Below are 19,164 nucleotides of genomic sequence, written 5' to 3'. Positions count from 1 at the left end.
AGACCTGAGCATTATACTCAGGTCTTTTATTTGTCATCATTGTGATCCTTGGGTTTAACTTCCGGATCCGCACGCATCATCTTATTAATATTTTTCTGTAAAAAATGTAATAAAGGTTTATATTTTTCCCCTAAAAGGCCAATTGTTTCTACAAAGAGTTCTAATGCAAATAACAGTCCTAGAATTAAAGGCCAAATTCCCCAACTAGGAGCACTTATAAAGAGTAAAGAAACAAAAGAAAAAATTAAGGAAATACCATAAATAGCTAATACAGTTTGACGGTGAGATAAACCCATTTTCATTAATTGATGGTGTAAATGGTGCTTGTCAGCTGATGAAATTGGTTTTTTATTTAGCTTCCGTCTTATCATTGCATAAACAGTATCAGTTATTGGTACTCCCAAAATAATAATTGGTACTAACATTGAAATAAAAGTTACATTCTTTAAACCCTTTACAGAAAGAATTGAAATCATAAATCCAATGTATAATGCACCGGTATCTCCTAAAAATATTTTAGCGGGATGAAAATTATAAGGTAAAAAGCCCAACAAACAACAAGCCAGCATGATACACATTAAAGGAACATAATGTTGCCAAGTATGAAGAAAGAAGTATCCCACTATGCCCATGGTAATAAGTGAAATCATTGAGACCCCTGTTGCCAGACCGTCGAGTCCATCGATTAAATTTACGGCATTAGTTAAAGCCAAAATCCAGAAAACTGTAATTGGCAAACTCCACCAACCTAACTGAATGGTACCAAGCCAAGGCAAAGAAATCTCATTCATTTTAATGCCAGCTAAAAAGTAAATTACTAAAGCTGCCAATAAAATTCCAAACATTTTTTGCTTGGGATTTAACTCGTTAATATCATCAATTAACCCGGTTAGTATTATAATACTGGCCGCAAGTAAAATTGAAAAAAGTTCATGAGTTGGAAATTTATTCCGTAAAAGGATGAATGTTCCGATATTAAAGGCAATAAATATCCCAAGACCACCTATTGTTGGCATTGGGCGTTTATTCACACGTCGAGCGTTAGGATTATCTACAGCTCCCAGAACAAAAGCTAATTTTCGAATAAAAGGCGTAATGGCTGCCGAAATAATAACAAGTAAAAATAATTTAACAATTGTCTGAAACATAATTTGCTACTTTCTTAAATATCTTTTTTTATTATACAAAGAGGTTTCAACAAACACAATAAAGTCATGAAAATTACTCTATAAAAAAAGTACTAAGTTTGTAACTTAGTACTTTTTTCTATTTGGCTATCGCAATAGCCCGTTTCTCACGAATCACGGTAACTTTAATATTACCAGGATATTCCATATTTGCTTCTATTTGTTTTTTAATTTCTCTTGCTAAAATTACTGTTCGTTCATCCGAAATTTTATCTGGTTCTACCATTACTCTAATTTCTCGACCAGCTTGAATTGCATAAGCTTGACTTACACCTTGATGGCCTTTAGCAATCGTTTCAAGTTCTTCTAAACGTTTTATATAATTTTCAAGAGATTCACTTCTTGCTCCAGGACGAGCAGATGAAATGGTATCAGCTGCTACTACCAATTCTGCAATAAATGATAATTTTGGTACATCATCATGATGAGCCGCAATTGCATTTATAACAATATCAGATTCATGATATTTACGGGCAAGCTCTACACCAATTTCTACATGAGAGCCTTCGATTTCATGATCGATTGACTTTCCTATATCGTGTAATAATCCCGCGCGTACGGCTATTTTTTCATCTAATCCAAGTTCAGCTGCCATTACACCAGTTAACTTACCAACTTCAATAGAATGGGCTAAAACATTTTGACCATAGGATGTCCGATATTTTAAGCGACCTAGCAACTTTACAAGTTCAGGATGCATTTTATGAATACCAAGTTCCATTAATGCACTTTCCCCAGCTTCATAAATATCATCATTTACTTCTTTTCTTGCTTTGTCTACCATCTCTTCAATTCGAGCTGGATGAATTCTTCCATCCTTAATTAGGCGTTCTAACGCTCTTTTAGCGACTTCACGTCTAATAGGATCAAATCCACTTAAAACTACAACATCCGGTGTATCATCAATAATTAAATCTACACCCGTTAAAGCTTCAAATGATCGAATATTACGGCCTTCTCGACCAATTATTCGTCCCTTCATATCATCATTTGGTAAATTTACAACTGCAACAGTTTTTTCTGACACAGTATCTGCGGCGCTACTTTGGATAGCATCTATAATTACTTTTTGAGCAAAACGGTCAGCCTTTGCTTTTACTTGCTCGTTGCTTTCTTTAATTAGTTCTGCTCTTTCAGTAATTAATTGATCAGATAAATCATCCAGAATAATTTTCTTTGCTTCTGAAGGATCTAATTTTGCTACCTCATATAATTTTTCGCGTCGTTGTGCTATTAAGTCATCGGCCTGTTGTTCCTTTTCGGAAACCTTGACTTGTAATTGCTTAACTTGATTTTCTTTTTGTGTGAGTTGAGCATCTTTTTGATCTAATAAATTGTCCTTATGATCAATTGCATCTTCACGTTGCAATAAACGGTTTTCTTGTTTAGAAATTTCTTGTCTCCGCTCATTTAGTTCACTATCGATCCGTTCTCGATATTGATGAATTTGTTCTTGAGCTTCTAATATTTTTTCTTTTTTTGTATCTTCTGCTTCTTTTTTTAGTGAGGCAGTTAATTGCTTTTGATGTTCTACTTCATCTTGTACAGCTTTAGCCTTAGTTTGAGCATCTGCAATTATATGGGCGGCATCATTTTGTGCATTTTGAACAGCCTTTTCCCATTTATTTTTACGGATACTGTAACCTACAAAACCACCGATCAGAATTGAAACAATAGCGACAGCACAGGATATAAAAATTGTATTTATCATATTTACTATCGCCTTTTTTAATTAGAATTATTCACACAATAAATATAATAAGAGTCCAAACAAATAAAGTCAATCATAGAGAAAAATAGATCTTGGTTTAAATACCAAGATCTAAATTAATTTCTTTATTCTGACTTTGTTTTGCTGGCTTTACTCGCTTTATCTTTTTCTTCTTTAGTTGGATTTTCACGTTCAGCTATCGATTCCTCATCAATACCGTAAGCTGCTCGTACTTTTGCCATCACTTCATCATAAACATCAGGATGATCTGCAAGATATTGTTTGGCATTTTCACGTCCTTGACCAATTCGATCATCGCCATATGAATACCAAGAACCAGCCTTGTTTATAATATCTTTATCTGCAGCCATATCGATCAATTCACCAGTTTGAGAAACTCCATGACCGTACATAATATCAACTTCAGCCACTTTAAATGGAGGGGCAACTTTATTTTTTACCACCTTTAACTTAACTCGGTTACCAATCACATCTGAACCTTGTTTAATTTGTTCTGCTCTTCTTACTTCAAGACGAATAGTCGAGTAAAACTTCAAAGCTCTACCACCAGGAGTTGTTTCAGGATTACCAAACATTACTCCGACTTTTTCACGAATCTGATTAATAAACAAAGCAATTGTCTTAGTCTTTGAAATTGTTCCTGATAATTTTCTTAAAGCCTGACTCATTAATCGAGCTTGCAAACCAACATGAGAATCTCCCATATCGCCTTCGATTTCTGCGCGAGGAACAAGTGCAGCAACTGAATCGACAACTACAATATCAATAGCTCCACTTGAAATTAAAGTATCAGCAATTTCCAGTCCCTCTTCTCCAGTATTAGGTTGAGATAAAATCAAAGAATCAATATCTACGCCTAAAGCCTCTGCATAAGCAGGATCCATTGCATTTTCAGCATCAATATACGCAGCTGTCCCACCACGTTTTTGAACCTCTGCTACTGCATGTAAGGCAACTGTAGTTTTACCAGAACTTTCAGGGCCATAAATTTCAACAATTCTTCCGCGAGGATATCCACCTACACCTAATGCAGCATCAAGTGCTAAAGATCCACTAGGTACGGTAGAAATTTGGGTATCAGCTTTAGCACCCATTCGCATAACTGCGCCCTTACCAAAATTCTTTTCAATTTTTTTAAGTGCAGCATCTAAAGCCGCTTGTTTTTCATCTTTAGCCAATTTAGTCCTCCTTAATATACTTTTTAATTATACTTGGTTTCTATTATAAAAATCAAGACAAAAGCGAACAAATGTTTTTTCGCTACTTTTATCTAATTTTAATTACGCAAAAACTAATTTTTTCTACTAAAAAAGAAGTCGAATAATCGACTTCTTTTTATTGCTACATTGAATCTTTAAAAATGTTCCAAGAACTATGGAAATAATCCCACCCAGAATAAATAGTAAATATTAAAGCAAGATAAAGTAAGATAGTTCCGATGTAGAAAAAGTTTCCTACTAATAAAAAGATAATTGATAACATTTGGCAAGTTGTTTTAATTTTACCAGGCATTTTTGCTGCAATTACTTCACCGTTATTTTCAACTACTATTTCGCGCAATCCACTAACAGCAAGTTCACGACAAATTATAATTGCAATAACCCATGCAGGAGCTTGCCAACTTGATTTAGAATATAAATCAACTATAAATACAAAAGCTGTCATAGTTAACATTTTATCAGCAATGGGATCAGCAAATTTACCAAAATTAGTAACTAAGTTTCTTGATCTAGCAATATGGCCATCTAACCAATCAGTAAATGAAGCAATTGCAAATGCAATCGCAGCAATTACCCAGCTCCAGGTGAGATGCCATTGGCCAATATCAACTCCTGCATGACCACCAAAAATAATAATAAGCATAAAGACGGGGATTAAAAAGATTCTAAAAACTGTAAGTTTATTTGGTAAATTCATTATCTATTAGTATTTCCTCCAGTAGTATTCTGGGTTTGACCAGTAGTTTGAGTATTTTGAGTAGGTTGTTCAGTTGTAGCCGCTGATTGTTGTGGCTGCTCCGATTGCACAGGTTGTCTTGACTGTGAACCACTAGTAGCTGAACTGGCTTGACTACCATTATTTCTAGTTGTTTGACTGTTTTGAGATGAAGTTGTATTTTGTGAGCCTGTTAAAGCCGAATTACTGCTTTGACTATAAGTACTTGAACTAGTTCCACTTGAATCTTGACTAGAACTTGAGTTTCTAAAAATGAAGTTAATAGTCATTGAAGCAGAAGGATTACTTTCATCTTGTGCCTTAACCTTTTTACCATCTAAGATTAATTTAGTAGATTGGGTGTTGCCGAAAAGAACTGACACATTTCCAATATCTTTACCTAATTTAACAGTATGTGAATCATTACTATTAATTGTACCTTGCCAAACTACATTCCCATCAACTGTAACTTGTGCATAGGTTGATGTTGCCCCCGTAGAGAGTTTCAAGTCGCGATTCTTTGCCTTACTCCAATCTCTTACTCGGTAGGTATTGTTTCCTAAACTTTCAAGTCGAATTTTTGAGGTAGCTGAATGCTTTTTAGATGTTTTGACAGATTTACTTGTAGCTTCTGATGAAGAAGAAACAGTAATATTATTAGCCTGGTTGGCCGATTGTTGATTACTATTACCTGCAAAGAAATGACTATATAAAAGATAAACAACAAAAATCACTAAAAAGATACCGATTATTGCTGCTGCCTTAGGAAGATAAGCCCGCCATAATCCTTTTTTATTATTAGTGGTTCGACGTACTTCTTCACGTTTATTATCGATTGAGTTTTCTACATATTCTTCAGGTTTCGATTCTGGAACATCAGCATGTAAATCATTTAATAATTCATTTCCATTGAGACCTACTACTTGAGCATATTGTTTAATAAATGCCCGTGCATAAAAATCTCCAGGAAGCTGATCAAAATCATCTTTTTCTAACGCTTCAAGATAACGATATTGAATTTTAGTGATTTTTTCAATATCTTTAAGAGACATTCCTTTTTCTTCTCTTGCTTTACGAAGTTTATCACCAATATCTGACATAATAACCTCTCAATTCTGCGTATTTACTTAGAGTATAACAAATTGCTCCCTGATTAAACAAGCCAGCCGCCATCAATATAAATAGTTTGCCCTGTAAGGTAATCTGATTGTGGAGCAAGTAAATTCTCAACCCAAAAAGATATATCTTGGGGATTAGCTAAACGATTCGCTGGAATTTCATCTCTTACTTGATTTAAAATTTCTGTTGAAAAAATTTCATTCATCGGTGTATTTACAGCACCAGGAGCTAGAACATTAACAGTTAATTTACTAGCCGCAACTTCTCTAGCATAGGCTTGAGCAAAGCGGGTGATTCCACCTTTGCTTGCACTATACACACTTTCTAAAGCACTTCCTTGCTGACCATAAACAGAGCCCAAATAAATAATTCGACTATGCTCATGTTTTAAGAGTAACGGTTCTAATAAACGGGTTAGCTTAATAGGAGTAATTAAATTCACCTTTAAAATATTATCAATAGTTTTTAAAGATTGGTTACCCAAAAAATCATAATCGGTTATTCCCTGGGCAAAAATCAGGGCATTAATTGGAAATAACGTCTTATCTAAGTTTAATAATTTTTTATCTTGATCAAGAAATGATAAATGTAAGAGAAAAAATTCTTGTTGCGGATATAATTTTATTAATTGTTTTTGCAAAGCTAGTGCCCTATGCTTACTTTTATCAAAATGTAAGTATAATGACCAACCGGCTTTAGCTAAATCAAGAGCAATTTCTTTTCCAATTCCACCTGTTGCTCCAAAAATTACTGCTCGTTTCATTTTTCATTTTCACTTTCAAGAATCGTAGTAAATATATCACTTTTCGCTACTATTTCTTCATAAACCTCACAAAATTCACTAAAACTTAAAGTTTGAATTTTCTGATATAATTTACTTCTACTTTCGTTATCTAGCGAGTATTCAGCCTCTTCAATTGCCAAGTTTTCAACTTGATCAAGTTCACGAATACTGTTAGAAATAAAATTCTTTTTTTGTAGATCAAAATTACTTGCAACAATTCTTCCAAATTTTATTTGTTGCTTAATTTGTGTTACTAAATCGCCTGGATTATGGGTACTACCACTTATAATGGCAAAATTTCCTTGTCTAGTATAAGTTACACTGATCGAGAGAGGGATATCAACAAGTCCAGATTTTTGACTATTCTCAAACCAATTACTACTTGAACCAAGTCTGGCTTCAAGCATCATCTCAATAAGAATTTGAAGTTGTCCTTTTGTTAAATTCGAATTTAAAGTTTCAAAACTAGGAAGTTTTATTCCCACTCCCACCAATGGAATTGTTACATTTCCAGCAATTTTACTTTCTTTTTCTGTCGTAGCGGTAAAAGCTTGCTCTGCAATTCTCTGCTTTTTTTCATTTCTAAAATATTGTTTTTGCAGTTTCCCAACTTCACGCAAAATACTTTTAGCTTGGTTATCACTAAATCCACCACAAGCAACAAATTCAAGATTTCCACTATAATAATTTTTCTGATATATCTCACTCAAGATTTGGGGTGTCATTTCTTGCAAAGAAGTTTGTGTCCCCGTTAAATCTTCCGCTAATTTACTTTTAGGAAACATTTTTCCTAGTAAATCATGTGTTACTTGCCAACTAGGATCATCTTGATACATCGCTAATTCCTGGGAAATAATTTTTGCTTCCTTTGCAATATTTTCTTGGGTAAAATGTGTAGTTCCAACTAATTCAAATAATAAGGGTAGCACTTGTCGCCAATGTTCCAAAAATTCCACATAAAACATTGTCTCATTATAGGAGGTAAAAGTGTTAGTCGTCGCATTAAGTGCCTCTATTTTTTGAGAAATGTCTCCTGTTTTTTTGGCATATAACTTGTGTTCCAAAAAGTGTGCTCCTCCACTTAAACTTTGAGGATCACTACCTCCAAAATCCACAATAATTCCCATAAATTTCTTGTAAAAATTTGGTCGTTGAATCACTTTTGCTTTAAATCCGGAGGGATAAGCACGTGTAAACATTTCTAATTTTCTCATTGTAAGCAATAACTTTCATTTAAAAATAATGACTGGGCAAATCTAGTTAATTTTTCAGGAGTGAAGTTTACCACTTTTTTTATCCGTTCTTCAATTGTTAAACTGCGTCCACGCAAGGTATTAGCCAATAATTGCATTAATAATAAACTTTCTTGATCTTCATTACTTTGATAAGTCCTTTTTAAAGCATTTTGTGCTCTTTTAAATAAAGTTTTATCAATATTTCCCTTTGCAACCTCCCTAATGGATTGATTGATTTTTGCTTTAGTTGCAAGTAATTTATCCTTATCAATTCCGGCAGAAATCAATAATAATGAATCATCTAATAAATTATTAACTTCAATTGCATAGGCAGCGCCTAGATCTTCCCGAATTGATGTGAATAGTTTAGAAGATTCATCACCCGCCAAGTATTGACTGAGAATTAATCCTCCAAATTGCCGTAAATCCAAAGGTAAGCTTGCATCATAACCAAATCCCATTAATAACTGAGTTTGCCCATGCTCTCCCTCTTCATTTTTTGTAAAAGGAGCAAAATGAGCTGGAATCGTTAGTTCATCTGTGTCAAAGGATCTGAAGAAGCCTGGCCAATCTAGTTGTTCCTGTAATAAATCTGTCATCATATCTGGATTTTCAACTAATCCTAAACATACTGCCGGGTAAGTTTTCAAATTATCAAAAAAACTCTTTATTTGTTCAATTGTACAATTTTTTATTACTTCCATATCCCCAAACATATTATCTTTATATTGAGATTCATTACGGTACCAGTATTCAAAAAAGCGATTTAAGGCATAATTTGATGGAATGTCTAAATATTGTGCGCGCACACTAGATAATTGACTCTTAGCCAAATATAACAATGATGGATTAAAAAGTGGTTTTTTAATTATGCCCAAAAACATTTTAATTATTTCTGCATAATTATAATCAGGATTTAAAATTTCTCTTGGCTCAATAAAGTTAAGTGAGTAAAAAATAATAATCTGATTTCCAAAAACCTGAGGAAAAATTTCTAATTGCGAATCATACTTCTCCTCTAAAGCCTTTGCCTGCAAACTAACCCCAGGATAAAGCAAACTGGCATTACTTTGCATGACACATAAAACATTTGCTAGAGCAAGATTTTTTTGATTTAAGGGTAAGCGCAAAAAACAGCCAACACTGGCTGTTTTAAATTTATAATTAGGTTCAATTTGGATATTGGTCATTATTAACTATCTCCACTTTCTTCAGGAGGCAAGAGAACTTGTCGTGGTTTGGAACCTTCAGATGGACCGACAATTCCTTTAGCTTCCATTGTATCTACAATCCTTGCAGCTCTATTATAGCCGATTCTAAATCGTCGTTGTAACATTGAAACACTAGCTGATTGCTGTTTGCGCACTAGCTCAACAGCCTGATCATAAAATTCATCTTCAGGTTCTTCATCATCCCCACTACCATTGGCATCTTGTTGGGAAGGAATCATGTTTTCATCATATTCTGCTTCTTGTTGTTGTTTTACCCAATCCACTACTTTCTCTACTTCATCTACAGAAATAAAGGCACCTTGAACACGTTCAGGTTTTGAAGCACCAATCGGCAGAAAGAGCATGTCTCCTCGACCAAGTAATTTTTCGGCCCCAACTTGATCCAAAATTGTTCGCGAGTCCACTCCACTAGATACTGCAAAAGCAATTCGAGAAGGAACATTTGCTTTAATTAAACCTGTAATTACATCTACACTTGGTCGTTGAGTTGCTAAGATCATATGAATACCAGCTGCCCTCGCCATTTGAGCTAAACGAACAATCGCATCTTCTACATCGTGACCTGCAACCATCATTAAATCACTTAACTCATCAACAATTACAACTATATAGGGCAATTTTTCCATTACTGGATTATCTTTATCTTGATTATTAGTTTCAACTTTTTGGTTATATTCTGTAATGTTACGAACGCCACTTGCAGCAAATAGCTTATAACGTCGCTCCATCTCTTTAACTGTTTTTCTTAATGCATTAGCTGCGAGCTTCGCATCTGTCACCACTGGAATTAGCAGATGAGGAATACCATTATAGACTGATAATTCAACCATCTTGGGATCAATCAAAACTAATTTGACATCTTCTGGATGTGATTTCATTAAAATACTTGTAATTATGGTATTAATAGCAACTGATTTACCAGATCCAGTTGAACCAGCAATTAACAAATGGGGCATTTTCCTTAAATCGGCCGAAATAATATCACCAGAAACATTTTTCCCCAAAGGAACAGTTAAATCAGAAGCCTTTGCCTTTCTATCTTGATGCAACATGGCATCTTTGAATGAAACAGCTGAAGTTGTACGGTTAGGAACCTCGATTCCAATTAAAGGCTTACCTGGAATTGGAGCCTCAATTCTAATATCTTTTGCTGCTAAAGCTAAGGCCAAATCATCAGCCAAATTAACAATTCGACTAACTTTTACTCCCACTGCAGGTTGAACTTCATATCGTGTAACGGTAGGGCCCAAAACTGCTTTTTTAACATTTACATCAACACCAAAACTCTTAAATGTAGACTCTAAAACTTGAGTATTATGCTGAATTAACTGCTTATCTTGTGACTGATCAACATTTTGAATAGGAGCCAGTAAATTCAATGGGGGTAAAACATAAGTTTTATTAGATTTCTTAGGCGTATTATTTTGATCAAAATCACCATGATTAATTCCACTAAGTTCCTGACGAATTTTATTATCCTCGTCTTCAAATGAGTGGGATCTAGGCAGATTTCCTCCATTATTTTGATGCTGTATTATCGCTCCACCAGTAGATTCTTCTAGTGCATTTTCTTTAGGCAATTGAGAATTAGAGCTTAATTCTGATTGCTCATTATGACGTTCATTCGAATCCTCAATTGGAACAGGTTGAAAAGGATCATCTATTAACTCAGATTCGTTTTTTGATACGTCAGATAAATCTTCTTTTTTTGAAGAGTTCTGAAAATCCTCAGTATTAGGGAAAAACTCATCGTTAGAATTATATGGATCCTTTAACTTCTCACGATTATCTTTTCTCTGTTCTCTTTTCTCCACAAAATCAGAATATGTATCTTGAATCTTATCACTTAAAGCACTACCAGCAGCTTTATTTTTTTGAATAAATAATTGAGAAAACTTTTGAAAAATTCTAACAATATCTGCAAATTTTACATTGAATATCATTAAAACTCCACAAATCATTCCCACAACGGCAAGTGTTAATGCTCCAAAATGGCCAAAAATTGGAAAAACAATTTGATATAAGACACTACCAATTATTCCTCCACCTACACTAACAGTATTTTGCCCGCGACGAAATTCATCATCAATAATATTCACGAAGCTATTAACAAATCCATGATTAATCATTAAATTGGTAAAAAAATTACCACTTTGCCATAACATGATGCCACCATAAGCAAGCAGTACACCACATGTTCGTTTAATTCCTAAATTGGGTTTTTGATTATAAATAATCATCACTAACCCATAGATAGCCAAAATAAAACTTGCTAGATAATAGGTATTTCCTACTAAAAAACGTAAACAATTAACTAATTGTCGACTAAAAATACCAAAATGTAAGCAAGAGAAGAGACTAATTAAGACCAAAACTATCCCAATTAAAACATTTGTCATATCCTGAGTTTGTTTTTTGGTTGTTTTTCTTCTCTTTTTTCTTTTCTTGCTTTTAGGCATAGGATATCCTTCCTAGTTTTTATCTGTATTTTGATTTTCTTGAAAGTTAAGTTGGTCAAAATTTGATTTAAAGTTTAAATTTACTGGTTGATCCAGAGTAATTTGTGTAATTTGATAAGTTAAGGTTTCTATTTCTTCAACTAGAGGACGTGAAATTAATTCATAATCATTTGGGTTTAAATCTCTTCCTTCACCAAAATAATCAATTAATTGGACAACTTGACTTACTAATCCAGAAACAGAAAATTGACCTGGAGCAGGCGCAATTTCAAAGGGAATTGCAATTTCAAAATAATGTCCCTCTTTACCTTCATCTTGATTTCCTTGCTCATCAGTTTGAAAAACTTGACGCAAAGACACATTTAATTCGTTTTTGATATGTGGTTCTTCATTTAAATCATAGTGAAAATGTTGAGCCAAAACTGGCGTCATTTTTTTAATTTCCATTATTTTCTCCTAAATTCCGTTCATAACGTTCAGGACGATTATAATCATCCTTTAATTTATCATTTTCATAATGATGGGAAGTTTCTAAATCTGGAAATCCTTGTTGTCTAAGTGCCTCTAGAAGCACCATCGCTACAGAGTTAGATAAGTTATAACAACGAATTTTATCAGACATCGGAATTCTTAAATTGCGATCATAATATTCACGCATAAAAGTTTCTGGTAGGCCTGTCGTCTCTTTTCCAAATACAAAATAATAATTTTTATTTGGATTGGTATAATCAACTTGAGCATAATTTTTTGATGAAAATTTTGAAATTAAATACATTTCATCATTAGGACCCAAGGTATTAAGAAACGCATCAAGATCATCATGTAAATGAATATCTACCTTATCCCAATAATCCAAACCAGCCCGCTTCATTTTTTTATTATCAATTTGAAAACCTAGTGGTTCAATTAAATCTAGTACCGTATCAGTACCGGCACAAGTACGTGCGATATTACCAGTATTGGCTGGCATCACTGGTTCAAATAAAACTACATGATTAGTCATAAAGCCTCTCCTCGTAAAAAAACGTAGCACTTGGAATAATCAAGTACCACGTTGATTTGTCTATTACAATTTTACTCTTCTAATGATTTTTTATCACTAGTCGAATTATCTTTTTCATTATAAAGTACAGAAATATCACGATAATAATTAAATAGTCGAACTAGGATAATCTTAATTACGGCATAAATAGGGATAGCAAAAATTACTCCCCATAAACCAGAAACAGCACTAGCACCAATTAAAAGTAAAATTGTTGTTACTGGATTCATATTCATCTTATTCCCCATAACTAATGGTGAAATAAGTCGCCCTTCGATAGTTTGTTCAATGGCAAAAACAATAATTACTTTCAACAACATCAATGGTGATGTCATGATTCCAATTATTAATGCGGGAATAAGGGCAATAAAAGTACCAAAATAAGGAATTAAATTAAGAAAACCAGCTAAAACAGCTAGTGTAATGCCATAACGTAACCCAATTATTGAGTAACCAATACTAAACATTACTCCAACCCAAAATGCGACAGTGATTTGACCTCGAATATATGATGCTATCGCATTATTAATATCATGAAGCAAGCTAGCAAAACTTTTTTGTAAGCGTTGAGGAGCAAATTGGGCTAAATAAGGTTTAAATTTATGTCCATCTTTTAACATGATAAATAAAACAAATGGAGCCGTTAATAAAGTCATTACAATCATAGTGATAACATTTACTGCATTAGTTACATTAGCTACCGCAATATCAATACTATCTTTACTAGTTGTAAATAACTTACTTTGAGCATTTGCAATCGCATCATTAATATTACTACGGACGCCACTAAGACGGGGATCCCGAATCATATGATTAAAACTTTTTTGTGCTTCTTTCCAATAATCAGGCCAATTATTAATTAATGATGTAGTTTGTCTTTGCACAATTGGAACTAAAATTGCAATAATCCAGATAATTAAACCTATCACAATTAAAAACAGCAAAATTATAGTAATTATCCGTGGAATATGCCATTTCTTTTCAAGAAAATCTACTATAGGGTTCATCAAATAAAATTGAATTGATGCTACTAAAAGCGGTGGCAAAATTGCATTAAAAAATGTCCATACTGGATTTAAAATAAATGATATTTTATTAAATACTAAAAGAATCAAAAATAGTAAGAGAATATTTAATAGAGCTATACTTAAACGATTATTTAAAAACCATTTTACAAATACATTATTTTTGTATTGCTCTTTATTTTTTTTAGTTTCCATTAGTTAAATCTTCCATATCTTGCTTAATTTCTAATATCTGTATAAATTTTACCATAAACCTAATTTTTAGTATTCTGCTTCTGGCGGTAATAATCTCTAAAGCCTTCTTTATGCTATACTGCTAATAAATTGTAAAAATAGAAAGAAGCGATTTCATGAAAGTTTTACTAGGTGGTTATACTAATAATGCTTCAAAGGGAATATACGCAGGTAATTTAAAAACCAATGACTCTTCACCTCAACTTCAAAATATCAAAAATATTATTACTGTAGATAGGCCATCATATTTTCGAGTAACCAAAGATTTACTTATCACAATTGCTCAAAAAGGTGATCAAGCTGGTATTGCAACTTATTTAAAGAAAAATAATCAATATGAACAACAAGATTTATATTTTCATAAGGGAGCTGCACCCGCTTATATTGGTCTAGATGAGGACAATCAACTTATTTATACAGCTAATTATCACTTAGGAACCCTCAGTGTCTTTCAGTATAATAACAAAGGAAAATTAACCTTTATTACTGAAACTAAACATACCGGACACGGTCCTCGTCCAGAACAAGATACTGCTCATCCACACTTTTTTGATCGTACACCTGGTGGACATTTAGTTTCTTGTGACTTAGGAACCGATACAGTTGATTTTTACGAATTACAAAATGGCACTTTAATCCATCTAGCTGGTTATCAATTGGAAAAGGGATTCGGTCCTCGTCATCTGTCTTTTTCACCTAATGGCAAAACAATGTACATTATTGGCGAACTATCGAGTCAAATTAATGTCGTGAATTTAAACGAGACAGATTGGTCCTTTAATAATATTGGTACCTATAAAACCATATCTAACAGTTTTACTGATAAAAATGGAGCGGCTGCAATTCGTTTATCAAACGATGGCAAATTTTTATATGCATCTAATCGTGGTGAAGATACATTAGTTGTTTTCAAAGTTTTGCCAACTCAAAAATTAGAACTTGTTCAAAGAATTTCAACCTTTGGTTCCTTCCCAAGAGATTTTAACTGGGATACCCATCAAGATTTTGTAGTAGTAGCTAATCAGACGACTAATAATGCTACTCTATATCGCCGTAACTCAGATACTGGCACCTTAACCGTGCTTCAAAAAGATATCTATGTTCCTGAAGCTACTTGTGTTCAATTTCTTTAAAATACCTACAAAAAATCCATCATGTAATTAACATGATGGATTTTTTAGTTGTTTCCATAATTTTTTCATATCTGCGGGTTCAGGAATTTTTATCTCTTTTTTTTGATTTGAAAACGGATCATCATAACTTAAAAAGAAACAGTTCAAGGCTTGACGAGCAAAATTATCCTCTACACCATAAAGATGATCACCATAAAGTGGATGTCCAAGATAGTTCATATGTACTCTAATTTGATGTGTACGTCCAGTAAATAATTGTAATTCTACTAAAGAAGCACCTTTAGTTTGATCTAGGACCCGATATTTAGTTCGTGATGCTTTTCCATTAGCCAAAACATAATGCTTAGTACTATTATCTTTTTTCCCTATCGGGGCATCGATGATACCTTTCAACTCATTTTCCGCAAAATTTCCATGAACAATGGCATGATACTTTTTAATTAAACTGTCTTTTCCTAATTCACTAAAACGCGCGTGAGCAATTGCATTTTTGCCAATTAATACTAACCCTGAAGTATCACGATCTAAGCGAGTAATCACATGAGGTTTAATATCAATATTTTTTTGGTCAAAATACCCTAATAAGCGATTTACCAAAGCGTCACTATCTTCATAACGTGACGGAATAGATAAAACTCCGGCTGGTTTATTCAAAATTAAATAGTCTTTTTCTTCCAGTACAATATTAATTGGATTATAAGAGGCTTTTAACCATTTATTCTCTTTCTCACGCCCCACAATAAAAATCACTTCATCTCCCTCATGCAGCAAATATTTACTATAGCGACGTTTATGATTAACAAGCATCATACCTCCATGATGCCGACTATTAGTAAGTGCTCGATGGGAAAATCCATTTTTCATTAAAAAACGCCCCAATTGTTGGGGAGTTTTTTGTTTAAAAATCAATTTAAAATATTGCATTATACTTCTCGATCATGACCAATAAAGGCATCCTCTACTCGATTCCAAAAATGAGTATGTTGATATTTATCAAAACGAATTACATGCTGGGAAATACGATACTCGATTTTTTTGATATCTTTACCACGAATACTATATCCATCATAAGTTACCACATAATCATCATGATGGGCTTCAGCCGGTTTAATAGTTATCCATTCATCAGGTGAAATTACAATTGGGGATGAAAGTGTTCTAAAAATTCGATTATTAATAGATGCAATTTCTGTCATTTGAAGTGCTTTTAACCGTGGGTGAATTACCGCACCCCCAAGTGATTTACTATAAGCTGTTGACCCAGTAGGAGTTGATACACATAATCCATCTCCCTTAAAACTTTCAAAAAATTGGTCACGAATAAACACATCGGCAGTAAGAGTTTTAGAAACTCGTTTAATAGTTGCTTCATTTAAAGCTAGTATTTTTTTCTTGCTCTTATCTTTTCGTGTAACTACTAATTCAAGTAAAGGATAAGAAGAAGTAGATGGTTGCTTTTTAGTTAAGTTATCAACTAACTTTCCTAATTCATAATTGCGCCAATCAGTATAAAAACCTAAGTGACCAGTGTGAACGCCAATAAAACGCACCTGATCTATGATATTTACATATTTATGAAAGGCAGAGATTAAAGTTCCATCACCACCAACACTAATTATGACATCTGGATTTTCTTCATCAATTTCAATTTTTTTACTAGCAAGTAATTTTTCTAGATTTTTAACTACAGCTTGTGTTTCAACCCGATCATTATTTACAATTGCAACTTTCATTAGTGCTCTTTTCCCTTTGTTTTAGTAAATATTTTTTGTGCTTCTTGAACTTCATCTTTGATTGACGACATTTCTTCATCAAGTTTATAAGCAGCTTCAGCAGTTGTTTTTAATCTTTCAGATATATCTTCAGGATACTCACCTTGATACTTATAATTTAAAGTATGTTCGACCGTAGCCCAAAAATTCATCGCTAAAGTTCTAATTTGAATTTCTGCAATAATTTTTTTGGGACCTTCTGGCAAATAAACTGTGTATTCTATAACCATGTGATATGAACGGTATCCAGAAGGTTTTGCATTTTTGATGTAATCCCGTTCTTCGACAACTTGCATATCTTGTCGTTCATGAATTAAATCTACCACCTTGTAAATATCATCCACAAATTGACACATAATTCTAATACCAGCAATATCTTGCATATCTGTTTCAATTACTTCAGGCGCAATAACGCGTCTTTCCATTTTTTCTTTAATTGAATCTACAGTTTTTACTCGGCCAACCACAAATTCAATAGGTGAATGTTCACCTTTATTCAAAAAACTTTGTCTCAATGAACGAAACTTAACTTTTAATTCTGAAACAGCTTCATTATACGGCCAGAGAAATGTATCCCAATCTTTCATCAGTTATATCCTTTCCGTTTTTGCCAAAATTATTCTAACATATAGAGGAAGACATATTGAAGAAGATGTTTTGACTTTGGAGGTTAAAATTATGTCAAAAAATATTGAAATAGAATCAAAAACTTTGATTGATCAAGGAACATATGAAAAAATGAGAGCCAAATTTGCTTCTCGTTCAGATTATAATCAACAAAATTTTTATTTTGATACCCCAAGTTTAGACTTGGCTAATAACGATGCTAGTGTTCGCATTAGAATTTACGTTGACCGCGCTGAACAAACATTAAAAGCAAAAGAAGAAAAACCACAACAAAATACTTATCATGAAGTAGTCGAAATAAATGATCTCCTTTCTCTTGCCCAAGGAGAACAAATGGTAAATGCAGCTCAACGTGGTGAACACTTTAGCTTTGGTGGAGATGTAGAAAAATATTTACTTGAACATTTTGGTAAAGATATTGCTAATGATTTAGAATTACGCACTTGGAGCAAAACTCGCCGAATTATTGCACCTGGTCCTGATAATTGTGATCTTACATTAGATATGACAATCTATGAAGATGGTTTTACTGATTTTGAATTAGAAATTGAAAATGATGATCCACAACTAATAAAGAAGGTTCTCAATGAATTAGAAAAACAATTTGATTTTAAATCTACACCAGAAAATACTAATCAAAATAAAGTTCAGCGTGCCTATAGTCATGCCAAATAAGCCGTTTAGGTTTATTTTTGACTAAAAATCTGATAGAGTATTAAGTAGATTATATCGTGGAAGAACATATGGAGGAAAAGATATGTTTGAAATCTTCTTCTTTATGAATCCTTTAGGTATTAATTGCTATCAAAATGAAAAAGCAATATTTAATGGTATTGATGATTCACAGAAAAAGGTCGACTATCATTTTATTCCAATGGCAAATATGACTACCATACGCAATGATCTTCTAGCGCGGAATTTGCCGACTTGCGATTTAAATTTGTTTAACAAATTTAGTCGCCGTACCTTTAATGCTATTAAAGACTATCATGCAGTAAAGCTAATTAAGGGTAACAAGACTGCGAGAAAATTTATTTTCGATTTGCAGACTGCTGTTAATGAAAACGATAAAAAATACTCAAAGGATTTAGTCAACGAATTTTTGCAAAAATATAGTATAAATCCTTCTGCATTTGAAGAGACCAGAATGTCAAAATACGTTCTCTTTTCAATGAATAAGGATTCACAATTGGCCAAAAAATTTAATGTTCAAACTACCCCAACTACATTATTTTATGATTATGATCATGCTAATTGTAATTATCGTATTGAGGGTAAAGTAACGGAAGACGATGTTGATATTGTCTTACATGAAGATGATTTGGCTAATACCGCAAGTCAATTTGGCGGACAAACTAATTTACATTTATTGTAATAATAAAAGGACATGAAGCTAACCCCTAAAACTGGACGTTAGTTTTAAATATATTTTTCTAAGGCAAGATTCCAATATTCCATTGGAGTCTTGCCTTTTAATGTATGGCGAATTCTCTCAAAGTTGTAATATCTTAGGTATTTCTTTATTGCTTTGATTAACTTTTCTTTAGTTTGATAATGTTGATTAAAGTACATTTCAACTTTCATAGTATGGAAGAAGCTCTCCATAGCCGCATTGTAATGACAATTTCCTCTTCTAGACATACTCTGG

Annotated in this window: 19 protein-coding genes; 3 read left to right on the top strand and 16 right to left on the bottom strand. The window is 33.2% G+C overall.

The genetic code is table 11. The annotated features are described in order from the left end of the window. Positions 1–26 precede the first annotated feature (26 nt). From LrDSM24759_RS06645 to LrDSM24759_RS06590, 12 genes are all read right to left on the bottom strand, one after another. A complete protein-coding gene (locus LrDSM24759_RS06645) occupies positions 27–1,148 on the bottom strand; it encodes a glycosyltransferase family 4 protein (RefSeq protein WP_117118712.1) in 1,122 nt (373 codons plus the stop codon). Positions 1,149–1,266: 118 nt separating this feature from the next. Then, complete coding sequence (gene rny, locus LrDSM24759_RS06640; protein WP_117118711.1) at positions 1,267–2,898, bottom strand: ribonuclease Y; 1,632 nt, start codon at positions 2,896–2,898, stop codon at positions 1,267–1,269. A 125-nt stretch (positions 2,899–3,023) separates the two neighbouring features. Then, positions 3,024–4,097 (bottom strand): recombinase RecA, encoded by a 1,074-nt coding sequence (gene recA / locus LrDSM24759_RS06635; RefSeq protein ID WP_117118710.1) that lies wholly within the window; start codon positions 4,095–4,097, stop codon positions 3,024–3,026. A gap of 163 nt (positions 4,098–4,260) precedes the next feature. Further along, the gene (gene pgsA, locus LrDSM24759_RS06630) at positions 4,261–4,836 is read right to left on the bottom strand and encodes a CDP-diacylglycerol--glycerol-3-phosphate 3-phosphatidyltransferase (protein ID WP_117118709.1); all 576 of its coding nucleotides are present in this window, start codon (positions 4,834–4,836) and stop codon (positions 4,261–4,263) included. Next, complete coding sequence (locus LrDSM24759_RS06625; protein ID WP_117118708.1) at positions 4,836–5,954, bottom strand: helix-turn-helix domain-containing protein; 1,119 nt, start codon at positions 5,952–5,954, stop codon at positions 4,836–4,838. Before LrDSM24759_RS06625 ends, pgsA begins: the two co-directional genes overlap by 1 nt. A 53-nt stretch (positions 5,955–6,007) precedes the next feature. After that, positions 6,008–6,736, bottom strand: a complete 729-nt coding sequence (gene ymfI, locus LrDSM24759_RS06620) for an elongation factor P 5-aminopentanone reductase (RefSeq protein ID WP_117118707.1) — start codon at positions 6,734–6,736, stop codon at positions 6,008–6,010. Next, positions 6,733–7,956 (bottom strand): M16 family metallopeptidase, encoded by a 1,224-nt coding sequence (locus tag LrDSM24759_RS06615; RefSeq protein WP_245953353.1) that lies wholly within the window; start codon positions 7,954–7,956, stop codon positions 6,733–6,735. Before LrDSM24759_RS06615 ends, ymfI begins: the two co-directional genes overlap by 4 nt. A gap of 11 nt (positions 7,957–7,967) precedes the next feature. Then, a complete protein-coding gene (locus LrDSM24759_RS06610; RefSeq protein WP_117118705.1) occupies positions 7,968–9,182 on the bottom strand; it encodes an insulinase family protein in 1,215 nt (404 codons plus the stop codon). A gap of 2 nt (positions 9,183–9,184) precedes the next feature. Further along, positions 9,185–11,683 (bottom strand): DNA translocase FtsK, encoded by a 2,499-nt coding sequence (locus LrDSM24759_RS06605; protein WP_117118704.1) that lies wholly within the window; start codon positions 11,681–11,683, stop codon positions 9,185–9,187. 12 nt (positions 11,684–11,695) lie between these two features. Next, on the bottom strand, positions 11,696–12,130 hold the full coding sequence (locus LrDSM24759_RS06600; RefSeq protein ID WP_117118703.1) for a DUF1149 family protein: 435 nt from the start codon (positions 12,128–12,130) through the stop codon (positions 11,696–11,698). Next, on the bottom strand, positions 12,120–12,686 hold the full coding sequence (locus LrDSM24759_RS06595; protein ID WP_117118702.1) for a tRNA (cytidine(34)-2'-O)-methyltransferase: 567 nt from the start codon (positions 12,684–12,686) through the stop codon (positions 12,120–12,122). The genes LrDSM24759_RS06600 and LrDSM24759_RS06595 overlap by 11 nt, the downstream gene beginning before the upstream one ends. 71 nt (positions 12,687–12,757) lie before the next feature. Next, the gene (locus tag LrDSM24759_RS06590; RefSeq protein ID WP_117118701.1) at positions 12,758–13,945 is read right to left on the bottom strand and encodes an AI-2E family transporter; all 1,188 of its coding nucleotides are present in this window, start codon (positions 13,943–13,945) and stop codon (positions 12,758–12,760) included. 155 nt (positions 13,946–14,100) lie between these two features. Here LrDSM24759_RS06590 and LrDSM24759_RS06585 point away from each other — a divergent pair, with 155 nt between their 5' ends. Beyond that, complete coding sequence (locus LrDSM24759_RS06585; protein ID WP_117118700.1) at positions 14,101–15,117, top strand: lactonase family protein; 1,017 nt, start codon at positions 14,101–14,103, stop codon at positions 15,115–15,117. A gap of 27 nt (positions 15,118–15,144) precedes the next feature. Here LrDSM24759_RS06585 and LrDSM24759_RS06580 read toward each other — a convergent pair whose 3' ends face one another. From LrDSM24759_RS06580 to yjbM, 3 genes are read right to left on the bottom strand one after another with little or no spacing between them, the layout of a single operon-like run. Beyond that, positions 15,145–16,041 (bottom strand): RluA family pseudouridine synthase, encoded by an 897-nt coding sequence (locus LrDSM24759_RS06580; protein ID WP_117118699.1) that lies wholly within the window; start codon positions 16,039–16,041, stop codon positions 15,145–15,147. After that, positions 16,041–16,850 carry an NAD kinase gene (locus LrDSM24759_RS06575; RefSeq protein ID WP_117118698.1) on the bottom strand — a complete coding sequence of 270 codons (810 nt, stop codon included), beginning with the start codon at positions 16,848–16,850 and terminating at the stop codon, positions 16,041–16,043. Before LrDSM24759_RS06575 ends, LrDSM24759_RS06580 begins: the two co-directional genes overlap by 1 nt. Beyond that, entirely contained in the window at positions 16,850–17,476 is a 627-nt protein-coding gene (gene yjbM, locus LrDSM24759_RS06570; RefSeq protein ID WP_194008000.1) for a GTP diphosphokinase, read from the bottom strand. Before yjbM ends, LrDSM24759_RS06575 begins: the two co-directional genes overlap by 1 nt. 91 nt (positions 17,477–17,567) lie before the next feature. Between yjbM and LrDSM24759_RS06565 the strand changes: the two genes are divergently transcribed. After that, positions 17,568–18,191, top strand: coding sequence for a CYTH domain-containing protein (locus LrDSM24759_RS06565; protein ID WP_117118696.1), 624 nt, complete (start codon positions 17,568–17,570; stop codon positions 18,189–18,191). Positions 18,192–18,273: 82 nt separating this feature from the next. After that, positions 18,274–18,891, top strand: a complete 618-nt coding sequence (locus LrDSM24759_RS06560; protein ID WP_117118695.1) for a DsbA family protein — start codon at positions 18,274–18,276, stop codon at positions 18,889–18,891. Between the two features lie 44 nt (positions 18,892–18,935). Here the strand turns inward: LrDSM24759_RS06560 and LrDSM24759_RS06555 are convergent. Beyond that, a partial coding sequence (locus LrDSM24759_RS06555) for an IS3 family transposase (RefSeq protein WP_157964250.1) occupies positions 18,936–19,164 on the bottom strand: 229 nt, incomplete at its 5' end.

Source organism: Lactobacillus rodentium, assembly GCF_003423665.1.
Classification (GTDB): Bacteria; Bacillota; Bacilli; order Lactobacillales; family Lactobacillaceae; genus Lactobacillus; species Lactobacillus rodentium.
Note: the sequence above shows the minus strand (reverse complement) of the source record. Positions and strands in the feature narration are given on the sequence as shown.